This window comes from Floccifex sp. (assembly GCF_051873495.1).
GTDB lineage: Bacteria > Bacillota_I > Bacilli_A > Erysipelotrichales > Erysipelotrichaceae > Floccifex.
On record NZ_JBJEEX010000085.1, the window covers coordinates 1 to 14,804 of the forward strand.

The following is a 14,804-nucleotide window of genomic DNA, read 5'->3' on the forward strand; positions in this document are numbered from 1 at the left end:
AAAGAGCTTTAGAAAAAGGAATCACTCAAGGAATTAGTCAGGGAATTGATATTGGTCGAACTGAAGAGCGTGAAAAATATATGAATCAAAAAGTTGATACAATTCGCTTGATTATGAATGAATATCACAAATCTTTTGAAGATACTTATTCTTTTCTAAATTACGATGAAAGTGAAAGGGAACAGTATCGTAAATTAATTTGTAACTAAATTTTAAAAATAATTCTTGAAAACGGTTTCGAAATGGTTTAAAATCATTTCGTAAATAAATATTTTACATGTGACTATTCAATTAGGCATGAGTTCTCGATGATAGAGGGGATTCATGCCTTTTTTAATCCTTTCTTGAAAAATCGAAAAAGACGCTGGAAAGGAGGAAAAGATGCTTTCATTTCTTAAGAAAAATAAGAATAAACAACTTGTAGCTGCCATTGATGGAAAGTGTATTCCTATTGAACAAGTAAATGATCAAGTATTTGCTTCAAAGGCAATGGGAGATGGAGTTGGAATTGTTCCTAATGGAAATGTAGTAGTTAGTCCATGTGATGGAAACTTAACAATGGTAGCTTCAACAAAACATGCCTTTGGTTTAACGGGAAAAGATGGAATTGAAGTTATGGTTCATATTGGCATTGATACAGTTGCCTTAGGTGGAAATGGTTTTACTGTTTTAGTGGAACAGGGTTGTGATGTGAAGATGGGTCAGCCTATTATTGAATTTGATGCTGAGTTTATGAAAAGCCATAACTTAGACATGACAACTATGATGATTGTTTTAAATGAAGCTAGTCATGGGGTAAAAGAAAAATATAGTAATAAAAATGTAAAATGTGGAAAAGATATCGTTATCGAATATGGAGAATAGAAAGGACAAACGCAAGTGAAAGCAATTAGGGTATTTAATAATAATGCGGTTTCTACGGTTATTCCCAATAAAGGTGAGGCCATTGTCATTGGTCCGGGTGTTGGATTTAATCGTAAGGCAGGAGATCGAATTGATCGCAATAAAATAGAAAAAGTTTACTATATACAAAATGATTTGCAGACAAAGTTCATGCAACTTTTAAAAGATACTAGACCAGAGGCTTTAAAGGCAGCTGAAGTGATTTTAGAGTATGCACGTGAACAGGGATTAGTTTTAAAAGATCAGCTTATTATTTCTTTGACAGACCACATTAGTTTTGCACTTGAGAGATTGGAAAATAATATTGAGCTTCCATACTTGATGATGTCCGAAACAAAGATGTTATATCCTAAGGAATGTGAAATTGCGTATTGGGGAGTAAAACAAATTAATGAAATTTGTCATTGTACTTTACCTGATTATGAATCTGGATACATTGCTTTGCAGTTAGTGAGTTCTTCTATGGATAAGTCCGCTACAATTAATACTTTGACATTGGTCAAAGAGGCATTGGCTCTTGTTAAAGATGTGTATGGTGTTTCTTTAAATGATGAGGATTTTAATACTATGCGTTTAACTACGCATCTAAAGTTTTTGGCTCAGCGTATTTTTAGTGATACGAAAATTGGGAATGAAAAATTAGATGAGGGTATGGATAATTTACATCATATTTTATTGGAAACGAATCCAAAAAATGAAGTTTATATAATGCGTCTAAAGACTTTTATTTTGGATAAATTTAAATATGAATTAAGTGAAGAAGAGGAAGTGTATTTATTGGTACACTTAACAAAAATTTTTAAATAGGGAGAAAACAATGAAACAAAAAATAATGGGAGCTTTAGAAAAGTTTTCTAAGGCCATGGTACAACCATTAATGTATGTATCTGTTGCAGGTATGATTATGGTTGTCGGTGTTCTGTTAACAAATAGTACAATTACAAGCTTTTTACCATTCTTACAATGGAAACCAATTCAAATTGTTGGACAAATTATTTACGATGGAGTAATGATTGTCATCAATAACTTAAGTGTTGTCTTTGCGGTAGGAATTCCTGCTTGCCTAGCAAAAAGAGATAAATATCAAGCTGCTTTAATTGGTTTATTATCTTATTTAATTTTCTTACAAACATCAAATACTTTATTAACTCTTACAGATCAATTAGCAACTGCTGATGCTTTTGTGGGATTAATTGGAACAGGACAAGCTGAAATCCTAGGAATTCAATGTGTGGATATGAGTGTATTCGGTGGAATCATCATGGGATGTTTAACTGGATATGCATTCAATCGTACTTGTCAAAAAACATTTAAGGGAGCATTACAAATCTTCTCTGGAGTTCGTTTTTCTTTCTTAGTAATGTTTGTTGTAGCTGTTTTATTTGGATGTGCTGGAAACATTGTTTGGCCATGGGCTCAACAAGGAATCGCTGCTTTAGCGAATGTCATTAAAAATACAGGAACATTTGGATTATTCTTATATGGTTTCTTAGAACGTTTATTAATTCCAACTGGTTTACATCACTTAGTATCTACTCCATTTGTTTTCTCACCATTAGGTGGAACACTACAAGTAGGAGATCAAGTTGTATCGGGAGCATATGCCATTGTTATGAGTGAACTACAAATGGATATTCCTCGTTTCTCAGATAGTATTTACTATATGGCAACTGGTTTCACTAAAATGTTTGGTTACATTGGAATTGGTTTGGCTTTCATTCATACGGCTTATCCTGAAAATAAACAAAAAACAAGAGCAACTATTATTCCTTTAATCTTAACAGCTTGTTTAGGAACAATTACTGAACCACTTGATTTCATGTTTATTTTCGCAGCACCTTTATTATGGGTATTACATGCATGTTTTGCGGGTTTATTCATTGCCTTATTAAAGATCTTCGATGTTACCGCATTCTGTGGTGGAAACTTATTGGCTTCGGTTTTATTAAACGTATCAGCAGGTGTTTCTAAAACACATTGGCCTACAATGTTTATCTTAGGAATCGTACAAATTATTTTATACTTCGTTGTCTTCTCATTCTTAATTAAGAAATTTAATTACCATACACCAGGAAGAGAAGAAGTAGCTGCTGAAACAGAATCAAGTACAATTCCTGTTCAAGAAACAAAACAAGTTGAAGTAAAAGAAAACACAAATAATTCACTAGACATTGCGAGTTTAGTAGCTGGTTTAGGTGGAAAAGATAATATCAATGAATTAGAAAATTGTTTTACTAGATTAAGAGTAAATGTGAATGATTTATCTAAAGTAAATGAAGAATTAATTAATAAAGTTAAAAACAGTGGAATCGTTAAAAAAGACAATGACATTCAAATTGTATATGGCTTAGAAGTCGCAAATATGCGAAATGCCATTGAAGATTACATGAACAACAATTAAAGGAGGAATACAAATATGATTATTACTATTGTTGGTGGAGGTAGTACATACACTGCTGGAATCGTTAAATCAATTGCCTTAAGAAGAGAAGAACTAGAAGTAGATGAAATTCGTTTATACGACATTGATCCAGTTCGCCAAGGAAAAGTTGCGGTATTGGTTAAATGGGTGTTGGAAGAAGAACTTCATACAGACATTAAATTAGTTGAAACAACAGACAAAGAAACAGCTTATAAAGACGCAGACTTCATCTTTGCACAAATGCGTGTAGGTGGATATAAAATGCGTGAACAAGACGAAAAAATTCCTCTAAGACATGGATGCGTTGGACAAGAAACATGTGGAACAGGTGGAATGGCCTATGGAATGCGTACCATTTTCCCTATGATTGAAATGATCGATGATGTAGAAAAATACGCTAAACCAACTTATTGGATCTTAAACTACTCAAACCCTGCTTCAATTGTATCGGAAGCATGTCGTAAATTAAGACCAAAGGCACGTATTATTAATATCTGTGACATGCCAATTGCCATTATTGATGTTGTAGCAGCGGCTATGGAAATTAAAGACAAAGAAAACATTGTATATGATTACTTTGGATTAAATCACTTTGGATGGTTCACTTCCATTGAATATAAAGGAAAAGACTTAATGGAACCACTTCGTGCCTATATCAAAGAACACGAAATTCTATTACCAGATGCTTATTTAAAAGACAAACAAGCTCTTTCAAATAAAAGTGCAAAAGGAAATAGACACGCTAAAGGTAGTTGGTACTATGTATGGAAAGGAGAATACGAAATCCTTGAAAACTTCCCTAACTACTTACCAAATACTTACTTAAACTATTACCTACAACAAAAAGAATTCGTTGAACACTCAAATGTAGAATACACAAGAGCTAACGAAGTAATGGAAAGCCGTGAAAAGAACTTATTCGATGGAATCGATAAATACATTGAAACAGGAGTTGTGGATGAAACATCATTCTATGCAGGAAGCCATGGAGATTGGATTGCCGATTTAGCTATCGCATTAAAGAACAATACTAAAGCACGTTTCTTAGTTATCACAGAAAACCGTGGAGCGATTCCTAATATGCCATATGATGCCATGGTTGAAGTACCAGCATACATTGGTAAAAATGGACCAGAAGTTATTGCTCAAAACCCAATTCCTTTATTCCAACAAGGATTAATGATGCAACAATTGAATTCTGAAAAATTAGTTGTAGAAGCATGCATTGAAGGTTCTTACCAAAAAGCATTAGAAGCATTCACATTAAATAAAACAGTACCAAGTATGAACGTAGCAAAAGCTATCTTAGATGATATGATCGAAGCTAACAAAGAGTATTGGCCTGAATTAAAATAAAATAAACCAAAAAAATAGTGTGTTCAGTTATTAATTGTGCACACTTTTTTTGTATACTATGATTTACTTCCTTGAAAATCGATACTAAGCAACTAAAAATTACATGTATTTAGAACTAAAGAAAAAATAAAGTTATAAAAAAAGTAATTATTACTTTATTTTTTATTTCAATAAAGTTAAATGATTTCTATAATAAAGACAGAAATAAAAAGTAAGCGGTTACTTAAAAAAGGAGAAAAGAAAATATGAGTAAGTACGAAAGTTTTTGTACAGAAATTCTTGCTAATGTTGGTGGTAAGGAAAATGTGAAAAACGCAGTTCATTGCATGACACGTCTAAGAATTGGTTATGTTGATGAATCAAAAATCAATGTTGATGCTATTAAAGCAATCAAAGGTGTATTAGGTGCACAATTCTCAGGAGGACAATTTCAAATCATTATTGGTCAACAAGTAGCGGATGTTTATCCTGAATTTTGTAAATTAGTTGGTGTTGAACAAGGAAAAGCAATAGAGGAAAATCTTGATAAAGAACCGTTTGATATCAAAAAAATTCCTTCTAAAATGTTAGATTATATTTCAGGATCGATTGTATCTATGATTCCTATCATGATGGGTACAGCATTCTTTAAATTATTCTATACATTATTAGGTCCAGCAATGCTAAATGTTTGCGAAGAATCAAGTCAACTAATGCAAACGATTAACATGATTGGACAAGCTGGTTTCTATTTTATGCCTGTGTTCTGTGCATATGGTGCAGCAAAAAAATTAAATACTAGTATTCCTTTAGCTTTATTATTGGGCGTATTACTAATTGATCCAAATTGGATTAATATTGTTGCAAACAGTGCTGATGTAGGATTTAAATTTTATGGTGTATTCCCAACTGCATTAGGAACATATTCACAAAGTGTACTACCTTCATTAATTGCAGTATGGGTGTTAAAATATGTTTATGATTTCTTTAATAAAATTATTCCAAATGTAGTTAAAGTTATTGGAGTTCCTTTCTTAACAATTATTGTGATGGCTCCGGTATTATTCTGTGTATGTGCTCCAATTGGTAACTTAATTGGTACTGGATTAAGTGGATTCTTCTCTTGGTTATATTCATTCTGTGGGCCTCTTGCAGTTGCATTAATTGGTGCCTTCTGGATGTTTATGGTTGCAACTGGAATGCATGTTGCTGTAATTCAAATCGCATTATTAAATATTACTACATTGGGATATGATCCAATCATTTTAGCTGGTTCAAATGCATCTAACTTAGCGTTGATGGGTATGGCAATTGCTTATTTCTTACGATCTAAAGGTGAAGAAAAACAAATTGCAGGAGCCAATGCTGTTACATTGTGTGTTGGTGGAATTTCTGAACCTACAATTTTCGCTGTATTATTAAGAAACAAAAAAGCTATGATTGTTGAAATCATTGGTGGATTTGTTGGTGGTTTAGTCATCGGATTATTTGGTGGAGCAATCTTTATTCCTGGTGGTGTTAGTAACTTCTTATGTGTTATGAGTTATGTTGGTGGTTCAACTGCTCAAACCATTGCGGGTGTTGGTGGATGTTTACTAGCATTTGTAACTGCATTAGTTGTTGGTTTAATTATTGGATTTGATGATGGTGGAAAAACTAGTTTAAAAAATTTCAAAGGTAAACCTAAAAAAGAAAAAGCATAATATATAATAAAGATGCATGAGGATGGTCTTATGCATCTTGTTATATATCCACAAGGAGGATTGTATGGCAAATTATAAAATGGTAACAAGACTTACAGATACAGGTCCGTATATCACAAAAATAATTTTAGAATTACCTGTAATAGTAGGTAGTAATGATATAGATGTTGATACATTTAATGTTTATACAGAACGTAAAGAATTAAATGGTGAAATTTTAATGCGTCAAGAAAAAGGTGAATCTAAAGCATTTCCATCGGTTGGATATCGTAAAGTACGTACTATTTATCCGTGTGATAGTACTGGCAACAAAAGGTTTAAATCAAATTATGTTGCTCTTCAATTTGATGAAGAAAGACTTGGAAAACGTATAGAGGGGAATGTTTTAAGTAGTCGTTATTTAATTAATGAATATCGTATTACGCAGACAAAACCATTACCAGCAGATGATCATAATGTGTGTGGATTAGTGTTTGATACTTGTGTTGATGATATTTGTAATGAATTGAAGGGATGGAAAAACTCTGTTTCGTCGCATCAAACAATGCCATTAAAGTATGGATATTTTACTCCTGAAAATATAAACGAAAAAATTCCGATGTTAATTTGGTTACACGGTGCAGGAGAAGGTGGAGATAATCCGCTTGTGGCTTATACAGGAAATCGTGTAACGGCGTTTTCAAGTTTTGATATACAACGTAAACTTTGTGGTAAAGCATATGTTTTGGCTCCTCAATCACCAACAGTATGGATGGATAATGGTGAAGAAAAACTAGGGAAATCAAATAAAAGCATTTATGTTGAACCGTTAAAATATTTGATTGATGAATTTATTGCACAGCATCAAGATACCATTGATACATCTAGAATTTATATCACTGGTATTTCAAATGGTGGTTTTATGACTATGAGAATGTTATTGGATTATCCAAATTTCTTTGCGGCTGCGGCTCCTGGTTGTACACCATATTATGTGGCTAATATTGATAATGATGATATTCAATCATTGATTCATACACCTATTTGGTTTGTTCATGCCAAAAAAGATGAACTAGTAGACCCTTATGAGACAACTGTTCCTTTATATAAGATGTTACGAAATTTGGGTCATGATAATTTGCATTTTACTTTTTTAGATGAAGTAGTAGATCCTACAGGTCAATACAAAGACGAATTAGGAAGACCTTTAAAAATATTTAACCATGGTGTTTGGGTGCCAATGTTAGATGATGTAATTAAACAAGACTATAATGGATTAGCTGTAATTGAAGGAGAGGAACCCTGTACATTATGGGATTGGATGGGTAAACAACAATTAGGAACTACTCGTAATGAGAAAAAAGCTCCATTGAGTAATCGTATTCCCCCAATGACTAAATAAAATGAAGAGCTGTAGCATTTATTTATTTGCTACAGCTAATTTTTATATTTTTTTTGTGGATTTTCTTTGAACGATACTAGTTGATATTTCCGTTTTTACAGTATGTGGAATTGGAAATTGAATTTCACGAATTAACTGTAAAGCAGCTGTTTGTCCCATGAATTTACGTGGTATATCCACTGTTGTCAAGGCAGGTTCTACTATACTGCTTTCACTGATATTATCAAATCCAACAATAGAGATATCTTCAGGAATTCTATATCCTTTTTCTTTAAAAGCTCGCATTGCTCCAATAGCAATTAAATCATTATCTGCAAAGTAACATTTCGCAATGTCATCTCCGTTATTCAATATTTCTAACATATCTGAGTATGCACCTTCAATTGAAGGTGATAGTTCATGAATAATGGATTTAGATTTAGACATTCCATGCGAAATAATTGATTTATAGAATCCATCGCGGCGACGATTGAAGTTTTTAATTTCATAAGAAGATTTTAAATATCCAGGCTGTTCATGAGTAGTTTCAATTAATAAATTAGTCGCAAAATATGCTCCCTGACGATTGTTGATAGAGATACTACTACATTCAACACGATCAAAATAAGTATCAATAAGTACGATAGGGATATTTAAAGAATAAAATTGTTTCGCAACACTTTCACTCATTTCAGTTCCGAATAAAATAATACCAATGCATCCCTTATATCTTAAATCTTCTAAGCATTTTTCCAAATCATCAATATGCTCATAAATTTGCAAAGTCTTAAGACGATAATCATTGTTTCGACATTCTTGCTCAATTCCTTCAATTAGTTCATTAAAAATAGGTGTGTAGTTTAAAATGGCATTATGAGCTCGATATATTATGTAATAAATGTCACCATGATTATTGGCTTTTCTAGATAATTTACTAAAGTCATAACCCATCATTTCTGCTTGTTGAATTATTCTTTTTCTAGTTTGCGTACTAACTCCAGGCCGATTGTTTAATGCCATTGAAACGGCGGTTTCAGAGATATTTAATTTTTTGGCAATTTGTTTAGCAGTTACAGACATAGGCATATCCTCATTTCTAAATTAATTATAAAAGAATAAAGTTTTATAAACAATAAATAAAGTTAAAATAAATCAAATATCACTTTATTTATCGTATTAATAAAGTTTTCTCAAAGATATAATAAAACCAAAGATAAAGATTAAGGAGAATGTGGCAATGGCACAAATTAAAATTGGTTTAGCACCTACAAGAAGAAGCATTTTTAGTGCTCCGGCAGCAGTAGAATATGCTAATTTAACTAGACAAAGATTGAAAGATTTAAAAATTGATTATGTAGATATTGATGATATTTCGGATGATACATTATTACATGATGATGAAGACTGTAAATTGATAGCCGAAAAATTTAAAAGAGAAAAAATTGACGGGTTATTTGTTCCTCATACTAATTTTGGAACGGAATATGAGGTTGCACGTTTAGCAAAAGAATTAAATGTACCTGTATTACTTTGGGGACCAAGAGACGAAAGACCAGATGAAAATGGTATTAGATTAAGAGATTCACAATGTGGGTTATTTGCAACAGGAAAAGTGTTAAGACGCTTTAAAGTACCATTTACTTATTTAACAAATTGTAATTTAGAAGATTCTGAATTTGAAAGAGGAATTAGAAATTTCTTGGCAGTATGTAATGTTGTAAAAGCATTCAGACATACACGTATTTTACAAATCGGTCCTAGACCATTTGATTTCTTGTCAACAATGTGTAATGAGGGAGAATTACTTGAAAAATATAATATTCAATTATCACCAATCCCTTTAAATGAATTAACAGTAGCAATGAATAATGCAGATGAAGATAAAGTAAATGAAGTTATTTCGTACTGTAAAGATAAATTTTGTATTCAAGTAAAAGAAGAAGAATTAAGAAATGTGGCTAAATTAAAAGTGGCTATGCGCGATTTAGCAACTAAATATGGTTGTAATGCAATCGCAATTCAATGTTGGAATGCACTTCAATCCGAAATAGGTATTATGCCATGTGCTGCCAACAGCTTATTGAATGAAGAAGGATTACCGGTAGTGTGTGAAACTGATATTCATGGTGCAATTACTGCAATTATGGTTGAAGCTGCTGGTATGGATGAAGCTCGTTCATTCTTTGCGGATTGGACAGTTAGACATCCGGACAATGATAATGGTGAATTGTTACAACACTGTGGGCCATGGCCAATTTCATGTGCATCATGCAAACCTACAATTGGTTATCCATTAGCGTTTGACTATCCTGGAGCTGTAGAAGCTGAAGCAAAGCACGGTGAAATGACTTTATGTCGTTTTGATGGAGATAATGGAGAATATTCCTTGTTACTTGGAAATGCGAAAGGAATTGAAGGTCCATATACAAAAGGAACATATGTTTGGGTAGAAGTTAAAAATTGGAAACGCTTAGAAGCAAAGATTGTTGAGGGACCATATATCCATCATTGCGTAGGAATTCATAAAGATGTTGTTCCTGTATTATATGAAGCTTGTAAGTATTTAAATATCAAAGTTGATTTATATGATGACAACGAAGAAGAAGTAAAAGCTTATATTAGAGGAGAATAAGGCAATGGATTTAAAAAGAAAATCTTATGAATTGAGAAAAGATATTATTGAAATGATGCATAAATCGAAGGCAGGTCATGTCGGCGGAGATTTAAGTGTAATCGATATATTAACAACCTTATATTTTGATATTATGAATGTTAATCCAGAAAATTTTAAAGATGAAGACCATGATCGTTTCTTATTATCAAAAGGACATTGCGCGGATGCTTTATTTGTCGTGTTAGGAGAAAAGGGTTTCTTTGATAAACAAGAAGCAATCGATACATTCTCTTGTTTTAATTCAAAGTTTATTGGGCATCCAAATACAGATATAAATGGAGTAGAAATTAATTCGGGTTCATTGGGACATGGTTTATCAATTGGTGTAGGAATGGCACTTGCTGCAAAGATGAATGAAAAAACATATCGTACTTATGTTGTGCTAGGTGATGGAGAAATGGCAGAAGGTTCAAACTATGAAGCGATGATGGCAGCAAGCCAATATAAATTAGATAATTTATGTGCAACTGTTGATTTAAATGGTTTACAGATTAGTGGTACAACTGATGAAGTTATGTCAACGGCATCATTGAGTGAAAAATTTAAGTCATTTGGATGGCATGTAATTGAAGTACTAGATGGAAATGATACAGCTGAATTACAAAAAGCTTATAGAGAAGCTATGACAATTAAAGGAAAGCCAAGTGTCGTGATGGCTCACACAATAAAAGGAAAAGGTGTTTCTTACATGGAAAATGCGAAAGAATGGCATCATGGTGTAATGAGTGAGGAACAATATGAAATAGCAATTAAAGAAATTGAAGAGGTATTAGCATGAATAAAATAACGAATAGACAAGCTATTTGTGATGTATTATTAGAAAAAGCTAAAAACGATAAAGAAATTGTTGTTGTTTGTAGTGATTCAAGAGGAAGTGGATCTTTAACTCCCTTCGCTAATGAATTTCCTAAACAATTTGTAGAAGTAGGAATTGCAGAACAAGATTTAGTTGGTATTAGTGCGGGTTTAGCTTCTTGTGGTAAAAAGGTTTTTGCTGCTTCACCAGCAAGTTTTTTGACAACTCGTTCTTATGAACAAGTTAAAGTAGATGTTGCTTATTCGAATACGAATGTTACTTTAATTGGTATTTCAGGTGGGGTTAGTTATGGTGCCTTAGGTATGACACATCATTCTTGCCAAGATTTTGCTGCTATGAGTTCTTTATGTGGAATGCGTGTATATTGTCCAAGTGATAGATTTCAAACAGCTAAATTAGTTGAAAACCTATTAAAAGATGAGCAACCAGCATATATTCGTGTTAGTCGTAGCGCGACAGAAGATATATATGATGAAAATATGTCATTTGAATTAAATAAAGCTAATGTTTTGGCTGAAGGATCTGATGTATGCATTGTGGCATGTGGTGAAATGGTTCCATATGCTTTAAAAGCTGTTAAAGAATTAAATGAAAAAGGAATCAGCGCCGGTCTAATTGACATGTATTGCATTAAGCCATTTGATGTAAATACTTTATTAGAAAATATTAAAGGTGTAAAACTTGTTGTATCGATTGAAGAACATGCTCCATATGGAGGATTAGGATCAATTGTTGCTCAAACATTATCAAAATATCAACCAACACCTTTATTAGAATTAAATTTACCTGATGAACATTTAATTTCTGGAACGAATAAAGAAATGTTTGCGTATTATGGGTTAGATGAAAAAGGTATTGTTGAAAAGGTCCTAGAAAACTTATGAGTTATATATTAAGTATTGATCAAAGTACACAAGGGACTAAGGCGCTGTTGTTTGATCAGAATGGTCAGATAATTAAACGAAATGATAAAGCACATAAACAAATTATTAATGAATTAGGTTATGTAAGCCATGATCCTGAAGAAATTTATCGAAATACGATAACGGTCGTCAAAGAATTATTTGCAGATATTGATGTTAATTTAGATGATGTCAAAGCATTAGGAATTTCTAATCAACGTGAAACGACTGTAATGTGGGATAAAAGTGGAAAACCATTAGCCAATGCTATTGTATGGCAATGTAATCGGGCTAGTGAAATTTGTAAACGATATGAAAGCTATAAAGATAAAATTTATGAGATTACTGGACTTGTATTATCCCCATATTTTCCAGCTAGTAAGATGCGATGGCTAATTGAAAATATCAATCCAAGTGATGATTATATGTTAGGAACAATAGATTCATGGTTGATATACAAGCTAACTAATGGTAAATCATTTAAAACAGATGCTTCCAATGCATCAAGAACACAAGTATTTGATATTCATACTGGAAAATGGTCGGAAGAATTATGTGAATTGTTTGAAATAGATATGAATAGATTGCCAGAAGTGTGTAATAGTAATGATTGTTTTGGTACCACTGATTTTGAAGGATTATTCGAAAAACCAATTCCTATCTTAGCGGTTATGGGCGATTCACATGCGGCTTTGTATGGACAAGGATGTCATTCAAGTGGTGATGTTAAAATAACTTTGGGTACTGGCTCATCAATAATGATGAATATTGGTAAAGAATATAAAAAATCCAAAAACGGCTTAACAACATCATTAGCTTGGAAATTAGATAATGAAATGACTTATGTATTTGAAGGAAATATAAATTATGCGGGTGCTGTTATCACTTGGCTACAAAAAGATTTAGGATTAATTAATAATCCAAGCGAAATTGAAGATATTGTTTCTTTAGCAAACCCTGAAGATGAAACTGTTTTAGTACCTGCTTTTAGTGGGTTAAGCGCTCCGTATTGGGATGATAACGTTAAAGCAATGTTTTATGGAATGTCGCGAACAACAACAAAAAATGAACTTGTAAAAGCATCTTTGGAAAGTATTGCTTATCAAATTACAGATATTTTAAATGCGATGGCAAGCGATAGTTCTTTATCTTTAAACAAAGTAAAAACAGATGGAGGTCCTAGTAAAAATGTCTATTTGATGCAATTTCTAAGTGATATGGCCAGATGTTCAGTTTTAGCATCTAATAAAGAAGAGTTAAGTGCGATTGGAGTTGGCTATCTTGCAGGTATAACTGCTCATATATATACTAAAGATATCGTTAATAATAATGAATATAGGACTTATAATAGTGTTATGGATACAACAATTTGGAAAAAAACAATGGCACGTTGGCATGATGCTATTAAGATTTTAATCAGGAGATAAAAATGTTAAGTATAAGAGATACACAGATTTTTAAAGATGGTAAACCATTCTTCTATTTTGCAGATACTTGTTGGTCTGCGTTTACTAATATTACAGATGATGAATGGGATTATTATTTATTTAAGCGAAAAAAACAAGGATTTAATACAATTCAAATTAATATTCTTCCACAATGGGACGCTTCTTATACAGAATTAGAATATAAACCATTTATTGATAATGATCCATATCAATTAAATGATGGATATTTTGAGCATGCACGAAAGATGTGTGTAAAGGCAAAAAAAGAAGGATTTGAATTAGCGCTTGTTGTATTATGGTGTAATTATGTTCCTAATACATGGGCTTCTAATCTTTTTCATAGTAATGTTCTTCCATTTGATTTTATTGATGGCTATGTAAAAAAGGTCCATGAAACATTTACTGATTTAAATCCAATGTATGTAATTAGTGGGGATACAGATTTTTTAGGCGAAGATGCAATTTCATATTATGTTGAAACCGCAAAGAAATTAAAAAATCTTGCCAAAGATTGTTTGTATACAACACATATCAAAGGAAGATATTCTGAAATTCCAAGTGATTTATTAAATCAATTAGATTTTATATTCTATCAAAGTGGTCATAATGCTAAAGATTTAACAATGCCATATAGTTTAGCAGAAGTTATGAAAGAAAAATATCCCAATAAGCCACTTATAAACAGTGAACCATGTTATGAAGAAATGGGTTATTCAGGTAAAATGTATGGTCGATGGACTAGAAAAGAAGTAAGAAGAGCTGCTTATGTAAGTGTTTTATCAGGGGCTAGTGCTGGTATTACTTATGGAGCGGCTGGTATTTATAGTTGGCATAAAGTTAAGAAAAATTTTGCTAGTGATCTTGGAGAAGCGTTTGATACACCAAAATGTTGGGAAGAAGCAATGAACTTTAAAGGTGCTTGGGATTATGGATATTTGGCTAACATTATTAAAGAATTAGAAGTATATAATCTAAAACCAAAACAAGAATTATTAGTCAATAATACTACTGATATTCGTGTGGCAAGCGATAATGATAAGATTTTAGTATATGTACCTTGCAATACAAGTTTAAAACTTCGAGGAGATTATAGTAATTGTAAAATTACGGCTATTGGTCTTGATGAACGCTTTGTATGTGAACTTGAGTCATCATATAACGGTGAGATTTCTAAAATTGAAATGCATCCATTTAGTGAAGATGCATTAATTATTATTGAAAACAAAAGTAAATAGCAATG

General features: G+C 32.2%; 13 protein-coding genes. 12 read left to right on the forward strand and 1 reads right to left on the reverse strand.

The window, feature by feature from the left end; all coding sequences use genetic code 11:
* The 7 genes from ACI313_RS04930 to ACI313_RS04960 all read left to right on the forward strand — a co-directional run.
* Positions 1–209 (forward strand): hypothetical protein (locus ACI313_RS04930; protein WP_439755437.1); only part of this gene is annotated, 209 nt, incomplete at its 5' end.
* A gap of 172 nt (positions 210–381) precedes the next feature.
* The gene (locus ACI313_RS04935) at positions 382–864 is read left to right on the forward strand and encodes a PTS sugar transporter subunit IIA (protein WP_439755438.1); all 483 of its coding nucleotides are present in this window, start codon (positions 382–384) and stop codon (positions 862–864) included.
* A 15-nt stretch (positions 865–879) separates the two neighbouring features.
* Positions 880–1,710, forward strand: coding sequence for a PRD domain-containing protein (locus ACI313_RS04940; protein WP_320609079.1), 831 nt, complete (start codon positions 880–882; stop codon positions 1,708–1,710).
* A gap of 10 nt (positions 1,711–1,720) precedes the next feature.
* Positions 1,721–3,304 (forward strand): PTS transporter subunit EIIC, encoded by a 1,584-nt coding sequence (locus ACI313_RS04945; protein ID WP_439755439.1) that lies wholly within the window; start codon positions 1,721–1,723, stop codon positions 3,302–3,304.
* A 15-nt stretch (positions 3,305–3,319) separates the two neighbouring features.
* The gene (locus ACI313_RS04950) at positions 3,320–4,681 is read left to right on the forward strand and encodes a 6-phospho-alpha-glucosidase (protein WP_320609081.1); all 1,362 of its coding nucleotides are present in this window, start codon (positions 3,320–3,322) and stop codon (positions 4,679–4,681) included.
* A 245-nt stretch (positions 4,682–4,926) separates the two neighbouring features.
* Positions 4,927–6,363, forward strand: a complete 1,437-nt coding sequence (locus ACI313_RS04955) for a PTS transporter subunit EIIC (RefSeq protein ID WP_439755440.1) — start codon at positions 4,927–4,929, stop codon at positions 6,361–6,363.
* 64 nt (positions 6,364–6,427) lie between these two features.
* Positions 6,428–7,744, forward strand: a complete 1,317-nt coding sequence (locus tag ACI313_RS04960) for a prolyl oligopeptidase family serine peptidase (RefSeq protein WP_439755441.1) — start codon at positions 6,428–6,430, stop codon at positions 7,742–7,744.
* A gap of 42 nt (positions 7,745–7,786) precedes the next feature.
* Here the strand turns inward: ACI313_RS04960 and ACI313_RS04965 are convergent, their stop codons facing one another.
* Positions 7,787–8,803, reverse strand: a complete 1,017-nt coding sequence (locus ACI313_RS04965; protein WP_439755442.1) for a LacI family DNA-binding transcriptional regulator — start codon at positions 8,801–8,803, stop codon at positions 7,787–7,789.
* A 157-nt stretch (positions 8,804–8,960) separates the two neighbouring features.
* Between ACI313_RS04965 and ACI313_RS04970 the strand changes: the two genes are divergently transcribed.
* From ACI313_RS04970 to ACI313_RS04990, 5 genes are read left to right on the forward strand one after another with little or no spacing between them, the layout of a single operon-like run.
* Positions 8,961–10,355, forward strand: coding sequence for an L-fucose/L-arabinose isomerase family protein (locus ACI313_RS04970; RefSeq protein WP_439755443.1), 1,395 nt, complete (start codon positions 8,961–8,963; stop codon positions 10,353–10,355).
* A gap of 4 nt (positions 10,356–10,359) precedes the next feature.
* Entirely contained in the window at positions 10,360–11,175 is an 816-nt protein-coding gene (locus ACI313_RS04975) for a transketolase (protein ID WP_439755444.1), read from the forward strand.
* Positions 11,172–12,098 carry a transketolase family protein gene (locus ACI313_RS04980; RefSeq protein ID WP_439755445.1) on the forward strand — a complete coding sequence of 309 codons (927 nt, stop codon included), beginning with the start codon at positions 11,172–11,174 and terminating at the stop codon, positions 12,096–12,098. Before ACI313_RS04975 ends, ACI313_RS04980 begins: the two co-directional genes overlap by 4 nt.
* Positions 12,095–13,543: an FGGY-family carbohydrate kinase gene (locus ACI313_RS04985; RefSeq protein ID WP_439755446.1), complete on the forward strand. Its 1,449-nt coding sequence runs from the start codon at positions 12,095–12,097 to the stop codon at positions 13,541–13,543. The genes ACI313_RS04980 and ACI313_RS04985 overlap by 4 nt, the downstream gene beginning before the upstream one ends.
* A gap of 2 nt (positions 13,544–13,545) precedes the next feature.
* On the forward strand, positions 13,546–14,799 hold the full coding sequence (locus tag ACI313_RS04990; RefSeq protein ID WP_439755447.1) for an apiosidase-like domain-containing protein: 1,254 nt from the start codon (positions 13,546–13,548) through the stop codon (positions 14,797–14,799).
* Positions 14,800–14,804 lie beyond the last annotated feature (5 nt).

Bases quoted from the DNA above. Each gene is read 5' to 3' on its own strand.
- ACI313_RS04985 (WP_439755446.1), top strand. From the start codon at position 12,095: ATGAGTTATATATTAAGTATTGATCAAAGTACACAAGGGACTAAGGCG.
- ACI313_RS04975 (WP_439755444.1), top strand. From the start codon at position 10,360: ATGGATTTAAAAAGAAAATCTTATGAATTGAGAAAAGATATTATTGAA.
- ACI313_RS04950 (WP_320609081.1), top strand. From the start codon at position 3,320: ATGATTATTACTATTGTTGGTGGAGGTAGTACATACACTGCTGGAATC.
- ACI313_RS04980 (WP_439755445.1), top strand. From the start codon at position 11,172: ATGAATAAAATAACGAATAGACAAGCTATTTGTGATGTATTATTAGAA.
- ACI313_RS04960 (WP_439755441.1), top strand. From the start codon at position 6,428: ATGGCAAATTATAAAATGGTAACAAGACTTACAGATACAGGTCCGTAT.
- ACI313_RS04965 (WP_439755442.1), bottom strand. From the start codon at position 8,803: ATGTCTGTAACTGCTAAACAAATTGCCAAAAAATTAAATATCTCTGAA.
- ACI313_RS04955 (WP_439755440.1), top strand. From the start codon at position 4,927: ATGAGTAAGTACGAAAGTTTTTGTACAGAAATTCTTGCTAATGTTGGT.
- ACI313_RS04990 (WP_439755447.1), top strand. From the start codon at position 13,546: ATGTTAAGTATAAGAGATACACAGATTTTTAAAGATGGTAAACCATTC.
- ACI313_RS04945 (WP_439755439.1), top strand. From the start codon at position 1,721: ATGAAACAAAAAATAATGGGAGCTTTAGAAAAGTTTTCTAAGGCCATG.
- ACI313_RS04935 (WP_439755438.1), top strand. From the start codon at position 382: ATGCTTTCATTTCTTAAGAAAAATAAGAATAAACAACTTGTAGCTGCC.
- ACI313_RS04970 (WP_439755443.1), top strand. From the start codon at position 8,961: ATGGCACAAATTAAAATTGGTTTAGCACCTACAAGAAGAAGCATTTTT.